This window comes from Nocardia brevicatena NBRC 12119, from assembly GCF_000308495.1.
GTDB lineage: Bacteria > Actinomycetota > Actinomycetes > Mycobacteriales > Mycobacteriaceae > Nocardia > Nocardia brevicatena.
This window is the reverse complement of the sequence record NZ_BAFU01000059.1, coordinates 112,265-127,062: the sequence shown is the minus strand read 5'-3', so window position 1 is coordinate 127,062 and position 14,798 is coordinate 112,265. Positions and strand designations below refer to the sequence as shown.

9 protein-coding genes are annotated in these 14,798 nt (G+C 68.5%); 7 read left to right on the top strand and 2 right to left on the bottom strand.

All coding sequences use genetic code 11. The features are described from left to right. Positions 1–1,176, top strand: a 1,176-nt coding sequence (locus tag ON20_RS15915) for a hypothetical protein (protein ID WP_040836387.1), incomplete at its 5' end; no start/stop codon positions are given. A 111-nt stretch (positions 1,177–1,287) separates the two neighbouring features. On the opposite strand, the gene ypfJ is transcribed toward ON20_RS15915, so the two are convergent. Next, a complete protein-coding gene (gene ypfJ, locus ON20_RS15910) occupies positions 1,288–2,208 on the bottom strand; it encodes a KPN_02809 family neutral zinc metallopeptidase (protein ID WP_040836386.1) in 921 nt (306 codons plus the stop codon). A gap of 153 nt (positions 2,209–2,361) precedes the next feature. Between ypfJ and aspS the strand changes: the two genes are divergently transcribed. Beyond that, positions 2,362–4,176 (top strand): aspartate--tRNA ligase, encoded by a 1,815-nt coding sequence (gene aspS, locus ON20_RS15905; RefSeq protein ID WP_051162591.1) that lies wholly within the window; start codon positions 2,362–2,364, stop codon positions 4,174–4,176. Between the two features lie 542 nt (positions 4,177–4,718). Here the strand turns inward: aspS and ON20_RS35735 are convergent. After that, positions 4,719–5,768 (bottom strand): DUF2189 domain-containing protein, encoded by a 1,050-nt coding sequence (locus ON20_RS35735; RefSeq protein ID WP_040836384.1) that lies wholly within the window; start codon positions 5,766–5,768, stop codon positions 4,719–4,721. A 192-nt stretch (positions 5,769–5,960) separates the two neighbouring features. Between ON20_RS35735 and ON20_RS15895 the strand changes: the two genes are divergently transcribed. The 5 genes from ON20_RS15895 to mltG all read left to right on the top strand — a co-directional run bounded on the left by ON20_RS15895 (position 5,961) and on the right by mltG (position 14,784). Beyond that, complete coding sequence (locus tag ON20_RS15895; RefSeq protein ID WP_040836383.1) at positions 5,961–7,127, top strand: phosphotransferase family protein; 1,167 nt, start codon at positions 5,961–5,963, stop codon at positions 7,125–7,127. A gap of 962 nt (positions 7,128–8,089) precedes the next feature. After that, a complete protein-coding gene (locus ON20_RS15890; RefSeq protein ID WP_040836382.1) occupies positions 8,090–9,445 on the top strand; it encodes a replication-associated recombination protein A in 1,356 nt (451 codons plus the stop codon). 619 nt (positions 9,446–10,064) lie between these two features. After that, positions 10,065–12,743, top strand: coding sequence for an alanine--tRNA ligase (gene alaS, locus ON20_RS15885; protein WP_040836381.1), 2,679 nt, complete (start codon positions 10,065–10,067; stop codon positions 12,741–12,743). Beyond that, complete coding sequence (gene ruvX, locus ON20_RS15880; RefSeq protein WP_040836380.1) at positions 12,743–13,297, top strand: Holliday junction resolvase RuvX; 555 nt, start codon at positions 12,743–12,745, stop codon at positions 13,295–13,297. The genes alaS and ruvX overlap by 1 nt, the downstream gene beginning before the upstream one ends. Beyond that, positions 13,294–14,784, top strand: coding sequence for an endolytic transglycosylase MltG (gene mltG, locus ON20_RS15875; protein ID WP_040836379.1), 1,491 nt, complete (start codon positions 13,294–13,296; stop codon positions 14,782–14,784). Before ruvX ends, mltG begins: the two co-directional genes overlap by 4 nt. Positions 14,785–14,798: the final 14 nt, after the last annotated feature.

Below are 14,798 nucleotides of genomic sequence, written 5' to 3'. Positions count from 1 at the left end.
GCAGGGCCTGCCGCATCCGGCGCGACCGCGGCGCCCGCCGCGCTTCCGGCGCTGCCGGACGATCCGGTGGGAGCGCTGCTCAGCGGTGCGGCGCTGTCCGGGCTGCCCGGCGTGGACGTACTGTTCAAACCGATACTCGACCTGCTGAGCAGTGTCGGCACCGGTGTGATCGGAGCCCTGGACCCGACCGCGATCCTGAGCCAATCCTCCACGATCATCGAAATGGCCATGAGCGTCGGCAAGGGCAGCCTGTCCGCCGTCGGCCAGGTATGGGAGAGTCAGGCCGCGAGCACCGCGCAGACCGCCGGGCAGGAGGCCCACGCCGCCGGCCTGGACACCAGCCGGCGCGGGATCGATATCTCCGCGCTCACCCAGCGCGCGGCCGCGGTGGTACAGCAGGGCAACGTGCAGTTGACCGCCATCGCGTCCTCGTTCGCCACCCAGGCGGTGGCGCTGTCGCCGGTGATCCTGACCCCGCCCGCGCAGACCGCGCTGATCGCCTCGGCCACCGAACATCTCGGCCAGGCCGTGGGCGTGGTCAACGCCACCCGCGGCGATCTGGCGGGCAAGACGGCGGAGCTGAGCGGACTGGTCAACCAGTTGCTCGGACCCCACGCACCGCAGGCAGCGGAGGCTGCCCAGGCCGTCGCGCAGAACATCGGCGAACCGATCCTGGCGCAGGCCCAGGAGGCCATGACCTCCGCGGCCGGCCTGGAATCCCCCCTTACTTCCTCCACCGGGGGGCCCTCGACCACCGCGGCCGGACTGGGCACCGGAACACCGGGCTCCCCCGGCGGTCCGGGCTCGTTGGGTGCACTGGGTGTGCCGGGAAGCCCGGGTCGCGTCGGCGGTATCCCGGGCCTGCCCGGTACGCCGTCGATCTCCGGAACGCCCGGGGCCGCGCTGCCGCCGGGCATGCTGCGCCCGGGAATGGTCCCCGGCCTGCCCGGCAGCGCCGGCACCACTCCATCGTCGAGTTCATTCCTGGGCGGCCCGGGCGCCGCGGCGGCCGGACAACGCAATAACGACGAGGAGCATTCGCGCACCGTCGAGGCATACCGGAGCCGTACCGGAGACGAGGACCTCACCGGGCCGCTCGGAGAATCGACACCGCAGGTCATCGGCGGTGTCGACCTCGACGCGGACGACGACTACACCCAGGACCAGTTCCAGTAGCGGGACCGCGAGTACGCGGCCGGGCCGGTCGTCAGGCGGGGAAGGCCGGAAACGAACCGCGGCCCGCTCCGGAGACCGGAGACGGGCCGCGGTCGGTGTCAGGTATGCGCATCAGCGCAGCGCGGGGGGATTGTTCAGGTTCCGGGCGGAATAGGTATCGCACGCCTCCACCCGCCCGGTCGTGTACCCGGTGAGGAACCAGCTCTGGCGCTGCTCCGACGAGCCGTGCGTCCATGCCTCCGGGTTGACCCGGCCCTGCGCGGCGCGCTGGATACGGTCGTCGCCGACCGCCGACGCGGCCGACAGGGCGTCCTGGACATCGGTATTGCTCAGCGGTCGAAGGAACGGCTGGGATCCGCCCGGTGCTGGGGCCTTGTCGGCGTAGTGGGCCCAGATACCCGCGTAGCAATCGGCCTGCAGTTCGGTGCGCACGGCACCGGATTCCGCTCCCTGGGGATCCCGCTGTGCCCTGGCGATATCGCCGAGTTGGGTCTGCAGATGATGGCCGACCTCGTGCGCGACCACGTACTCCTGCGCCAGCGGTCCGCCACTGGAACCGAACCGGTCCACCAGTTCCTGGAAGAAACTCACATCGAAATAGGCGGTGTGATCGGCCGGACAGTAGAACGGGCCGACATTGCTGGTGGCGTTTCCGCAACCGGTGGCGACGGCGCCGGAGAACAGCCGCAGATCCGGCGGGACATACTCCACCCCGGTCTGCTTCGGCAGTTCCTCCGCCCAGACGGCGTCCAGGCTCTGCGCGGTGAGCACCACCCGGCAGTCCACATACCTGTTGGCGTCCGCGCCGGTCCGGCAGTGTTCCGGGGTTCCCTGAGTACCGGACTGGACCTGCTGGTCCTGCGTGCCGGTGAACTGGCCGAGCACCGAACCGGGATCCCCGCCCATCAAGAGCGTGATCACCAGGAGGATCAAACCACCCGCGCCGCCACCCAATGCCAATTTGCCGCCCATACCCGGTCCGCCGGATGACGCGCGGTTCGGGTCGATCTGCAAACCCTCGTTGAAGGTCATACCGAAACCCTACCTATGACGTGTCCGGCGCAGGCCCGGCACGGTCGAACGCAGTGCGAACGGATATCGGTTTCCGCCCGGACCTCGTGTCTCACTACCATGGCAACCGATCCGGAAGGCTGTTCCGGTGCCACATCCGTCGAAAGGAATCCCGTGCTGCGCACCCACTTGGCCGGTTCGCTGCGAAGCGAACAGGTCGGTCAGACCGTCACCCTTTCCGGTTGGGTGGCTCGGCGGCGTGACCACGGTGGCGTGATCTTCATCGATCTGCGTGATGCCTCGGGCGTGGCGCAGGCCGTGTTCCGGGAGGGCGCGGCCGCCGAACAGGCGCATCGGCTGCGCGCGGAATACTGTGTGCGCGTTGTCGGCGTGGTCGAGCAGCGCCCCGTGGGCAATGAGAACCCGGAGCTGCCGACCGGCGCCATCGAGGTGAACGTGCAGGAACTGGAGGTGCTCAACGAGAGCGCGCCGCTGCCGTTCCAGCTCGACGACGAGCCCGGCGAAGAGGCCCGCCTCAAGCACCGCTACCTGGACCTGCGCCGAGAAGGACCCGCGCATGCGATCCGGCTGCGATCGAAGGTGAACGCCGCTGCCCGCGCCGTCCTGGCCCGGCACGAGTTCGTCGAGGTGGAGACTCCGACGCTCACTCGGTCCACCCCGGAGGGCGCCCGGGACTTCCTGGTTCCGTCACGTCTACAACCGGGCAATTTCTACGCACTGCCGCAGAGCCCGCAGCTGTTCAAACAGCTGCTGATGGTCGGTGGGATCGAACGCTACTTCCAGATCGCGCGCTGCTACCGCGACGAGGACTTCCGCGCCGACCGGCAGCCGGAGTTCACCCAGCTCGATATCGAGATGAGCTTCGTCCGCCAAGAGGACGTGATCCTGCTGGCGGAGGAGATCCTCGTCGCGCTGTGGAAACTCGTCGGCTACCGGATCCCCACCCCGATCCCGCATATGACCTATGCAGAGGCCATGCGGCGGTTCGGCACCGACAAACCGGATCTGCGTTTCGGGGTGGAGATCACCGAATGCACCGAGTTCTTCGCGAATACCCCGTTCCGGGTGTTCCAGGCCCCCTATGTGGGTGCGGTCGTCATGCCCGGCGGCGCGAGCCAGCCACGACGCCAACTCGACGCCTGGCAGGAATGGGCGAAACAGCGCGGCGCCAAGGGACTGGCCTATGTACTGGTCGGTGAGGACGGAACCTCGAGCGGTCCGGTCGCCAAGAACCTCAGCGACGCCGAGCGTGACGGGCTGGCCGCGCATGTCGGGGCCCGGCCGGGTGACTGCGTGTTCTTCGCCGCCGGCGCGGTGAAGGCGCAGCGCGCGCTGTTGGGCGCGGCGCGGGTGGAGATCGCGCGGCGGGTCGGACTGATCGACGAGCAGGCGTGGTCGTTCGTGTGGATCGTGGACGCGCCGCTGTTCGAACCGGCCGAGGAGGCCACCGCGAGCGGCGATGTGGCGCTGGGGTACTCGGCGTGGACCGCGGTGCACCATGCCTTCACCTCGCCCAAACCGGAGTCGCTGGACAGCTTCGATACCGACCCCGGTTCGGCGCTTGCCTACGCCTACGACATCGTATGCAACGGCAACGAGATCGGCGGTGGCAGTATCCGTATCCACCGCCGCGATGTGCAGGAACGTATCTTCCAGGTGATGGGTATCGGCCCGGAGGAAGCGCAGGAGCAGTTCGGATTCCTGTTGGACGCCTTCGCCTTCGGTGCGCCCCCGCACGGCGGTATCGCCTTCGGCTGGGACCGCATCACGGCCCTGCTCGCCGGAATGGACTCGATCCGCGAGGTGATCGCGTTCCCGAAGACGGGCGGCGGCGTCGATCCGCTCACCGACGCGCCGGCGCCGATTACCGAGCAGCAGCGCAAGGAATCGGGTCTGGACGTCAAACCCCAGGCCAACGGTACTGTGTCTCATGGCGCCGCCTTCGGCGGCGCGGGGTTGCGGCCCTGACGGATCTCATGTTTCGGCGCCTGGGACTCGCGCCTTCGGCGCATGCGCTTCGGGCGCCGAAACACGAGACGGGCCGCAACCCTTTGAGGACCTCGTAAGCTTCGGCGCATCGGAGGCGGGAGTGTGCGGGGGTCCAACCCGGGGGGTTGTGTGTGAGATGGCACCACCGGGCGGTGGCGCTGTCGGGGCCCTGGTGACTCCGGGTCTTTCCCTTCCTGCGCGACGCTACCGGCGCGAACCCGCTCCGAACGGTCCGAATCCGGGGCGTGCCCCGCCCACCGGGGGTGGGGTCTTCGGGTTGGGAGTCGGCGGAAGGTTTGTTGTTGTGGGCTTGCTCTTCGTGTGAGGCGTCGGTGTGATGTCGGTCCGGATCCCGGGCGGCACCGACCATCGGGTGAACGGGCTATGAGGGTGTTGTCGACGCTGTCTTCGATGGTGTGCCCAGGTACGAGCGGGCGCGAACGGTACCGAGGTGTGGCTCGGACTCGTTCGATGTCGGCCCGGGAGGGCTCGGCCGGGTATCGGATCCGAGGGGCGGATTCTCAGATCTCCGCGACCGGACCTCCGGTGAGTTCCCGGTAGGCGTAGGTCACCGCCACCGCCGAGACCGGGCCGGCGACCAGCAGGCCGAAACCGCACAGCAGGATGCCGAGGAATGTCATGGCGGCCACCGACAGCACCAGCAGCAGGACCGGCCCGATGTTTCCGAGTACCAGCATCACACTCGACTTGATCGCCGCGAGCGGGCCGTGGCCCTGTTCTATGGCGAAATGCAGTGCGAACATACAGCCGATCCCGACGGCGATACCGGGCACCAGGCACAGCGCCGAGGCGAGCAGGGTCGCCGCGAACGACAGCACCGCCGTCAGTAGAACGGGTACGAGAGCACCCAGGTAGAAGTAGGAGCCGAAGGTCGGACGGTATCCGTCCGTTTCGTACAGGGCGCCGCGGACCAGCGCCGCCTGCACCACCCACAGGGCGCCCATCACGGCGAAGAACAACAGCAGCAGTGCCACCATCGACGTGGGCTCGAAGACCTGGACGAAGACCAGGAACACCAGGTAGATGAGCAGCCCGAGCGAGGTCACCGCGAGCCACGGCCCCGGATTGCGGCGAAACGTCTCCCAGCCATAGCTCAGGGCGTGGCCGACATCCAACGGCTGCGGGGGGCCGCTCGGCGGATATCCGTAGGCAGGCTGCGGAGGTATCGGGGCCGTGGCGCCGGTGGAGCCGTAGGTCGGCTGCCCGGGAAAAGCCCCGGGCTGCTGCCCTCCGTGGGCCGCGGCCGGTTCGTACGGTGGAGTGCCGGGAGCGGCCCCCTGTGGGTGGCCGACTTCCTGCGGGTTTCCGGAGGGCCGGTTGTCGGGGCGCTCGCCGGGATCGGGTTTCCGGAGGTCCGGGCCACCATCCGGCACGGTCGGCGGCAACTGCCGGGTACCGGAGGGGGGGTCGCCGTGCCCCGAGGGCGGGGGTTCGTGCCGCTGCCCGGCGCTCGCGGGGTTCGTGCCGGCCTCGGGCCCGGAGCCGCTTCCCGGCTTCGACGATCCGGTACTGCCAGGTGTGCCCGGGGCGGAATGCGGTGAGTCGGTCACGGTGGCAGACCCTTCCCTCGGCTGGTTTCCGGTGTGGCGCACAGCAGTTGACGACGAGAAAACCCGACGGGGTGCAATCGTGTCAAGGCGAGTAGCATACTGGCCGTACAACACACGGGACACGCCGAGCGACACGGAAAGGTTGCCCAACCGCTCGCTAGAAGTGACCGGATGCGAGTAGCTTGAGAGGCGATGACTGCACTACTGGCTGAACGCGCCACAGAAGTCGTGTCCGCGGCACAACAGTTGCTCACAAAGCGCATGGGTGCCTCGGTGAAACTGAGCGAGCCGACCGAGCTCAGCGGCAGCGGAAGGACGACCGTCCTACGCGTCCGGGTCGCCGAGAACTCCTTCTCCCTGCCCCGCACCCTGATCATCAAGCAGGTCCGCGGCGCGGTCAGGGACCCCAAGAACGTGACCATCACCCCGGGAGTCGCCAGCGTCGACTCGGCGTTCCTCCGGGAAACCGTGTCCTATCAGTTCACCACCGCACTGGGCCGCGACCAGCGACCCGGCCCCTACCTCATCGCCCACAGCCTGCCCGACCGGCTTCTGGTGCTCAGCGACCTCGGTGAGAACACCAAACTGACCCACGTCCTGCGCTCGGGCGCCGAACCGGCCACCCGCAACGCGCTCATGGCCTTCGCGCAGGCCCTCGGCCGGATGCACGCCGCGACGGTCGGGCGGGAGCCGGATTTCGTCGCCCTGCTGCGCCGGGTGGCCGTCACCCATCGCGTCGACGGTATCGCGCAGCAGGCCGAGATGGCGGTCGCCGAGGTGCCCGGCATGCTGCAGCGTGAACTCGGCATCGATGTTCCCGACGAGGTGGCCGCCCAGGTCGCCCAGGCCGCGCGGCTGTTCACCGGCGGCCGTTTCCGGGCCTTCAGTTCATCGGACCTGTGCCCCGACAATGTCATCCTCAACGACGAGGGCGCGCGCATCCTGGACTACGAATGGGGCGGATTCCGCGACGCCACCCTCGATATCGCCTACGCGCTGGTGTCCTTCCCCGGCTGCCTGTGCGATCTCGAACTGTCCCGGGAACGGGCCGCGCAGATGGTAGAGGCCTGGCGCGCCGAGGTCGTCGGTGTCTGGCCCGCGCTGGCCGACGACGATCTGCTCACCGAGAAGATCCTGGAAGCCCGGCTGATCTGGGTGTGGTTGACCACCTACTGGTTCCTGCCCGCCGACCACGCGCGGATCGCCGCCGCCCGGGAGCACGGGCTGTCGGTGCCGCGTTCGGAAGCACTGCTCAACCGGTGGGCGGCGCTCGCCGAGGACGCGCGGTGCAGCGGCAACGACACCATCGGCGATTTCGCCGAGGGAGTCGCAGCCGTGATGGAGGAACGCTGTGCTTGATGGCCCGCGCGTTCGCGCGGGCGGGGTTGCTGTGTTGGATGGCGCCGCCTCCCGGCGGCGCGGGGTTGCGGCCCTGACGGGTCTCGCGTTTCGGCCCCCGAGACTCGCGCCTTCGGCGCATGCGCTTCGGGGGCCGAAACGCGAGACGGGCCGCAACCCTTTGGGGGCCTCGTAAGACTCGGCACAGTGGGGCGAGTCGAGGGGCGAGGTCGCTGAGGTTGGATCGGATCGGGCGGGTTGTGTGAGATTGTGCCGCCTATGGAGTGCTGTCGGGCCTCGTGCCCCTGGGGCTTCCCTTCCTTCGCGTCGCCGCTGCGCGACGTCGCTACGATCGATCCGGACCTGGCCGGCCCGACCACCCAGGTGAGACGCGAGGTTGAGGTCCCGTGGACTCCGGCTTTCCTCTTTGCGTGATTCCGCCGCCGCGACGTCGCTGCGGGTGAAGCGGATCCAGGGCGGGGCAGTGATGGATTGGGCCGCCGTCGGTGAGGCTGTGGGGGCCTTGTGACCTCGGGTTCTTCCTTCTGCGTGCCGTTGCTGGTGACGTCACTCCGGATGGTTCGGACCCAGGGCGGGCTGTGTGTGGTGGGTCGCGCTGCCTTCGGTGGGGCCATCGGGGTCCTCGTGACCTTGGTTTCCATCCTGGGCGCTGCCGCTATGTGACATCGCTTCGGGTGGGTCGGACCCAGGGCGTCCCCAGGCCATCGGGGTGAGACGTTCGGGGAGGTGTGGGGTGGGGCCGGGGTGGCTCGGTTTTCTCCATGTACCGCTCTTCGCAGGGTTCCGTCCGTCGACGTGGAGTTGGGGTGGGCACTTTCCGATGGCCGGTGCCCGGCTGTGGACGTCCGGCCGCGAAGGGGTTGATGAGTACACCTGTGTTCCGCAGGGGCGGCGGTGCCCTCTGGGGCGGGTTCGGGCGGTGACCGGGACCCGGACCTGTCCGGGGCGGTACGGTCACTGTTATGAGCGACGGACTGTTCGATGTGCCCGGTGACCCGGGTGCCTCGTCGGACACCTCCGCCGGTGACGCCGCGTTTCGCGGGGTGGGTGCGACGGCGCCGCTCGCGGTCCGGATGCGGCCTGCGTCGCTGGACGAAGTCGTGGGACAGCAGCATCTGCTCGGATCGGGATCGCCGCTGCGCCGGCTGATCGAAGGATCGGGGGCGGCCTCGGTGCTGCTCTACGGACTGCCGGGTACCGGGAAGACCACCCTGGCGTCGCTGATCTCGCAGGCCACCGGGCGCCGGTTCGAGGCGCTGTCGGCGTTGTCGGCGGGGGTCAAGGAGGTGCGCGGGGTCATCGATGTGGCTCGGCGGCGGCTGCTCGCCGGGGAACAGACGGTGCTGTTCATCGACGAGGTGCACCGGTTCTCCAAAACCCAGCAGGACGCCCTGCTTGCCGCGGTGGAGAACCGGATCGTGTTGTTGGTCGGCGCGACCACCGAGAACCCGTCGTTCTCGGTGGTGTCGCCGCTGCTGTCGCGGTCACTGGTGCTGCAACTGCGTTCGCTCACCGAAGCCGATATCCGTACGGTGCTCACCCGCGCCCTCGCCGATCCGCGCGGGCTGGACGGCCGATACACCGTGACCGAGGCCGCGCTGGACCATATCGTGCGCATCGCCGGCGGCGACGCGCGTCGGGCACTTACCGCGCTGGAGGCCTCGGTGGAATCCTCCCCGGACGGTACCGTCGACGTCGATCTGGTTGCCGCCAGCGTCGACCGGGCCGCGGTGCGTTACGACCGGGCCGGCGACCAGCACTACGACGTGATCAGCGCCTTCATCAAATCCATCCGCGGCTCCGACGTCGACGCCGCGTTGCACTATTTGGCGCGGATGATCGCCGCCGGTGAGGACCCGCGGTTCATCGCCCGCCGGCTGATGATCCACGCCAGCGAGGACATCGGGATGGCCGATCCCACCGCGCTGCAGACCGCCACCGCCGCTGCGCAGGTGGTCCAGTTGGTGGGTATGCCGGAGTCCCGGCCGGCGCTGGCACAGGCCACCATCCATCTGGCCACCGCGCCGAAATCGGGCGCGGTGGTCGCGGCCATCGGCGCGGCCATGGCGGATATCGCCGACGGAAAGGTGGGCGCGGTGCCGCCGCATCTGCGCGACGGTCACTACGCGGGCGCGGAGAGGCTGGGCAACGCCCGGGGCTACCGGTATCCGCACGACCATCCCGACGGCGTGCTCACCCAGCAATACCCACCCGACGAACTGGTCGGCGTGGACTACTACCACCCCACCGAACACGGCCACGAACGGGCCGTGGCCCCACGGGTCGCCAAGCTGCGCCGTATCGTGCGCGGACAATAGAGTCCCTCCCGGGCCGGCCCGACCGAGCGAGTCGTGAACGGCATCGCGCAAAAGGGAAGGCACGGGGTCCCGAGGGCCCCGACAGGCCCACTGGAGGCTGGGTCATCCACCACAGCTCGCCCGGGCTCGGCGTAGCGTCGGCGGAATCGCGCAAGCAGGAAACCCGGAGCCCACGAGGACCCCGACCCTCACATAGGTGGTCGGGGCCCGCCCGGACCCGAACCGTCCGCAGCGGCGTCACAACAGCGGCGACATGGAGGAAGACCTGAGGTCACGAGGCCCCCGCCGGCGCCACCACCAAGCGATGCCATCCCACACGGCCCGCCCGAGTCCGGCTCGACCGCATCCCCCGCCCCTCGACTCGGCCCACTGTGCCGAGTCTTACGAGGCCCCCAAAGGGTTGCGGCCCGTCTCGCGTTTCGGCCCCCGAAGCGCATGCGCCGAAGGCGCGAGTCTCGGGGGCCGAAACGCGAGACCCGTCAGGGCCGCAACCCCGCGCCGCCGGGAGGCGGCGCCATCCAACACAGCAACCCCGCCCGCGCGAACGCGCGGGCCATCGAGCACAGCAATCGGACACAGGTGAAATAATCCGGTGCGGACACCGGTAGGCTGGGTATCTGTGCAGACCCACGAGATCAGACGGCGATTCCTGGACCATTTCGTTCGTGCCGGGCATACGGAAGTGCCCAGCGCATCGCTGATTCTCGACGACCCCAACCTGCTGTTCGTCAACGCGGGCATGGTGCAGTTCAAGCCGTATTTCCTCGGCCAGCAGACACCGCCGTACCCGCGCGCCACCAGCGTGCAGAAATGTGTGCGCACCGGCGATATCGAAGAGGTCGGTGTCACCACTCGGCACAATACGTTCTTCCAGATGGCGGGCAACTTCTCCTTCGGCGACTACTTCAAGGAGGAGGCGATCCGCTTCGCGTGGGAGCTGATCACCACACCGCAGACCGAGGGCGGATACGGGTTCGACCCGGACCGGATCTGGGTGACCGCCTACAAGGACGATCCGGAGGCCGCCGAGATCTGGCGGCGGGTGGCCGATATTCCGGAGGAGCGGATCCAGTTCCGCGACGGCAAGGACAACTACTGGGATATGGGTGTGCCCGGTCCCGGCGGCCCCTGCTCGGAGATCTACTACGACCGTGGCCCGGAACACGGCCGCGACGGCGGTCCGGTGGCCGACGAGGACCGCTATCTGGAGATCTGGAACCTGGTGTTCATGCAGGACATCCGTGGCGAGGACAGTCCGAAACTGGGCTATCCGCCGGTCGGAACCCTGCCGAAGAAGAACATCGACACCGGTATGGGTATCGAGCGCATCGCGCTGCTGCTGCAGGGTGTGGACAACGTCTACGAAACCGATCTGCTGCGCCCGATCATCGATAAGGCCGAGGAGCTGACCGGCCGCTCCTACGGTGTGGAGCATGCCGACGATGTGCGGTTCCGGGTTATCGCCGACCATGCCCGCACCTCCGCGATGCTCATTGCCGACGGCGTCAACCCCGGCAATGACGGCCGCGGCTACGTGCTGCGCCGGCTGCTGCGCCGGATCGTGCGGTCGGCCCGGCTGCTCGGTGCCGAACAGCCGGTGATGGCCGAGTTCATGAAGGTCGTCAGCGACCTGATGTCTCCCTCGTATCCGGAACTGGCTACCGACTACCGGCGCATCGAAACCGTCGCGGTGGGAGAGGAGACGGCGTTCCGCAAGACGCTGGCCACCGGTTCCCGGCTGTTCGACGAAACCGTCGAACAGGTGAAGGACACCACCCCGGCCGGGCGGACCGGCACCATCTCCGGTTCGGCCGCGTTCACCCTGCACGACACCTACGGGTTTCCGATCGATCTCACGTTGGAGATGGCGGCGGAGGCGGGCCTGACGGTGGACGAGGAGGGTTTCCGGTCGTTGATGGCCGAGCAGCGCCGTCGGGCCAAGGAGGACGCGCACGCCCGCAAGCACGCGCATGCCGACCTGTCGGTGTACAAGGAGTTGGTCGACCGCGGTGAAACCGAGTTCACCGGTTTCGAGGAGCTGACCTCCGAGGCGCATGTGCTCGCGCTCATCGCCGACGGGGTGCGGGTGCCCACCGCCGGCGTCGGGCAGGACGTGGAGGTGATCCTGGACCGCAGCCCGCTGTACGCGGAGGCCGGCGGTCAGATCGCCGACCGGGGGACCATTACCGCCGCGGGGACGAAGCTGCGCGTCAACGATGTGCAGAAGATCGCCAAGAGGCTGTGGGTGCACAAGACCACCGTGGAGCAGGGCCAGGTCACCGAGGGTGATGTGGTGCTTGCGCAGGTCGATCCGGATTGGCGCCGCGGCGCCACCCAGGGGCATTCCGGAACGCATATGGTGCATGCCGCGCTGCGTCAGGTGCTCGGTCCCAACGCGGTGCAGGCCGGGTCGCTGAACAAGCCGGGTTATCTGCGGTTCGACTTCAACTGGTCCGGTGGGCTGTCCGAACAGCAGAAGATCGATATCGAGGCCGTTTCCAACGGCGGCGTGGGCTCCGACTATCCGGTGAACACCTTCGTCACCGGGTTGTCCGAGGCCAAGGCGATGGGCGCGCTGGCGCTGTTCGGCGAGAACTACGGTGACCGGGTGCGGGTCGTGGAGATCGGCGGTCCGTTCTCCATGGAGCTGTGCGGCGGCACCCATGTGCGGCATTCGTCGCAGATCGGTCCGATCACACTGCTCGGCGAGTCCTCGGTCGGCTCGGGGGTCCGGCGGGTGGAGGCCTTCGTCGGGTTGGATTCCTACAAGTACCTGGCCAAGGAGCGGGCACTGCTGGCCGGGGTGGCGTCCACGTTGAAGGTGCCGTCCGAGGAGGTGCCGGCCCGGGTCGAACAGCTGGTGGAGCGGCTGAAGGTCGCCGAGAGGGAACTCGAGCGCACCAAGATGGCGGCCGTGCTCGCCTCGGCCGGGAAGTTCGCCGATGCCGCCGAACGGGTGGGCAAGGTGCTGTTGGTGGCCGCGGCCGCACCCGACGGTGTCGGCGCGGGTGATCTGCGCACCCTGGCCACCGATATCCGCGGTCGACTGGGCAGCGAGCCCGCCGTGGTGGTGCTGCTCGGCAAGACCGATGGCAAGGTGCCGTTCGTGGTGACGGTGAACAAGGCCGCCCAGGGGCTCGGTATCGCCTCCGGTGAGCTGGTCGGCAGTTTCGGGCCGAGTATCTGCGGGCGCGGCGGCGGCAAACCGGAGATGGCCCAGGGCGCCGGTTCGGATCCCTCGGGGATCACCGCCGGCCTGACCGCTGTCCGCGACCGAGTCGCCGAACTCGCCGGCTGATGGCGGAGGACCCCGAGGGGAATCGTCCGGTCGACCGTCCCGACCCCTGCACCGACCCGGGGCGCGGCCGGCGGATCGGTATCGATGTCGGCAGTGTCCGAATCGGGGTCGCGGCGAGCGATCCCGACGGTATCCTCGCCACACCAGTGGAGACGGTCGCACGGGTCGAGCGGCCGCGACGCGGTGTGACATCCTCGGACGTCGAACGAATTGCCGAGATTGTTCGAGAGTACGAGGCAGTCGAAATAGTTGTCGGATTACCGCGCACTTTACGTGGGAAAAAGGGAACCGCGGCTACTCTGGCCAGTGCATTCGCCGACCGTTTGCGGGCGGCGGTGCCCGAAGTGCCGATCAGGCTTTCCGACGAACGTTTGACTACGGTGTCTGCAGCACGCGCTTTGCGGGACAGTGGTGTCCGCGCGCGTGGGCAACGGCAGGTGATCGATCAGGCGGCAGCCGTGGAGATCCTGCAGGGTTGGTTGGACGAACGGAGTGCGGTGATGAGGTCGGTCGACGAGGCGATTCGCCCCGCGACATCCGGAGACGAGGAATGACGGATCGGTGGGCGCAGGTCGAGGCGCGTCTTCGGCAGAGCAAGGCCGAGCGGCGGTATCGGCGCGACGATTCGGCGTGGGAACGATCCGCGCGCAGCCAGACCGAGCCGGAGGCCGAAAACCTCGACGACGAATGGGTCGAGTGGGATCCCTACGAGGATGACGACACCACCGTCATTCCCCGCTATGTGGACGAGGATCCGCCCGAACCCGAACCGCGTCCGCGCCCACGACGCACCCGGCAACGCGGGAACGCCCGCACCCGCACCGATGCGGGTGGGCGGCGGCGTCCGACATCGCGCAGTTCCTCCGGTGGTCGGGTCGCGTCCCGGAAGGCCGCCGCGAAACAGCGTGGACGCAGAAATCGGCGCCTCGTCCTCGGCGCGTTCGCGATGCTGCTCGTCCTCGCGGCAATGGCCGTGGGGTGGAAGTGGATGCACCGCTATATGCCGCCCGAGGATTTCGCCGGGCCGTCCGGACCGCCGGTGGTGGTGCAGGTACGCGAGGGGGAGACCGCGCTGGAGGTCGCCGAGGCCATGCACGCCGCCGGTGTTGTCGCCAGTTCGGAGGCGTTCTACGAAGCGGCGGTGCAGAACTCGGCGATGGATTCGATCCAGCCGGGCTATTACGCGGTACCGCAACACAGTCCGGCCGCCGACGCGGTCGCCGCGATGGTCGCCCCGGAATCACGGGTGGGCCATCTGGTGATCTCGGAGGGCCGGCAACTGCACGACCAGCACGATGTGAACACCGGTGCCCCCCATGAGGGCATCTACACCAAGATCGCCGCCGCCAGCTGTATCGGCACGGAACCGGAACGCAAATGCGTTACCTACGAGCAGTTGGCCGCGGCGGGCGCCGGAAGCGACCTGGCCGCGCTGGGGGTACCGGAATGGGCCATGGACCGGGTACGCACGGTGCCCGACCGCGCCCGCCAGCTCGAGGGGCTGATCGCCGCAGGCAGCTGGAATTTCGATCCCACCGGTACGCCCGAGCAGATTCTGCGGCAACTGGTCAGCGAGAGCGCCCGCAGCTACGAGGCCACCGGACTGTTGCGGGTGAACCAATCCGGGTTGAGTCCATACGAGACGCTGATCGCTGCCTCACTGGTGGAGCGGGAAGCGCTGCCGCAGGATATGGGCAAGGTGGCCCGGGTGGTCGTGAACCGGCTGAAGATCGATCAGCCGCTGCAGTTCGATTCCACGGTCAACTACGCCCTGGACACCACCGAACTGGCCACCACCGACGCCGATCGGGAGCAACAGACACCGTGGAACACCTACGCCATGGCCGGGTTACCCGCCACCCCGATTTCCTCGCCGTCGTTGGCCGCCCTGCGCGCCATGGAGAAGCCCGAGACCGGGCCGTGGCTGTACTTCGTGACGGTCGATCGGGAGGGAACGACGCTGTTCACCGAGTCCTATTCCGAGCATCTGCGCAATATCGACAAGGCGATGGAGAGCGGGATTCTCGACAGTGGCCGCTGACCGGACCGTATCCA

Bases quoted from the DNA above. Each gene is read 5' to 3' on its own strand.
- mltG (WP_040836379.1), top strand. From the start codon at position 13,294: ATGACGGATCGGTGGGCGCAGGTCGAGGCGCGTCTTCGGCAGAGCAAG.
- ypfJ (WP_040836386.1), bottom strand. From the start codon at position 2,208: ATGACCTTCAACGAGGGTTTGCAGATCGACCCGAACCGCGCGTCATCC.
- ruvX (WP_040836380.1), top strand. From the start codon at position 12,743: ATGGCGGAGGACCCCGAGGGGAATCGTCCGGTCGACCGTCCCGACCCC.
- ON20_RS15895 (WP_040836383.1), top strand. From the start codon at position 5,961: ATGACTGCACTACTGGCTGAACGCGCCACAGAAGTCGTGTCCGCGGCA.
- ON20_RS15890 (WP_040836382.1), top strand. From the start codon at position 8,090: ATGAGCGACGGACTGTTCGATGTGCCCGGTGACCCGGGTGCCTCGTCG.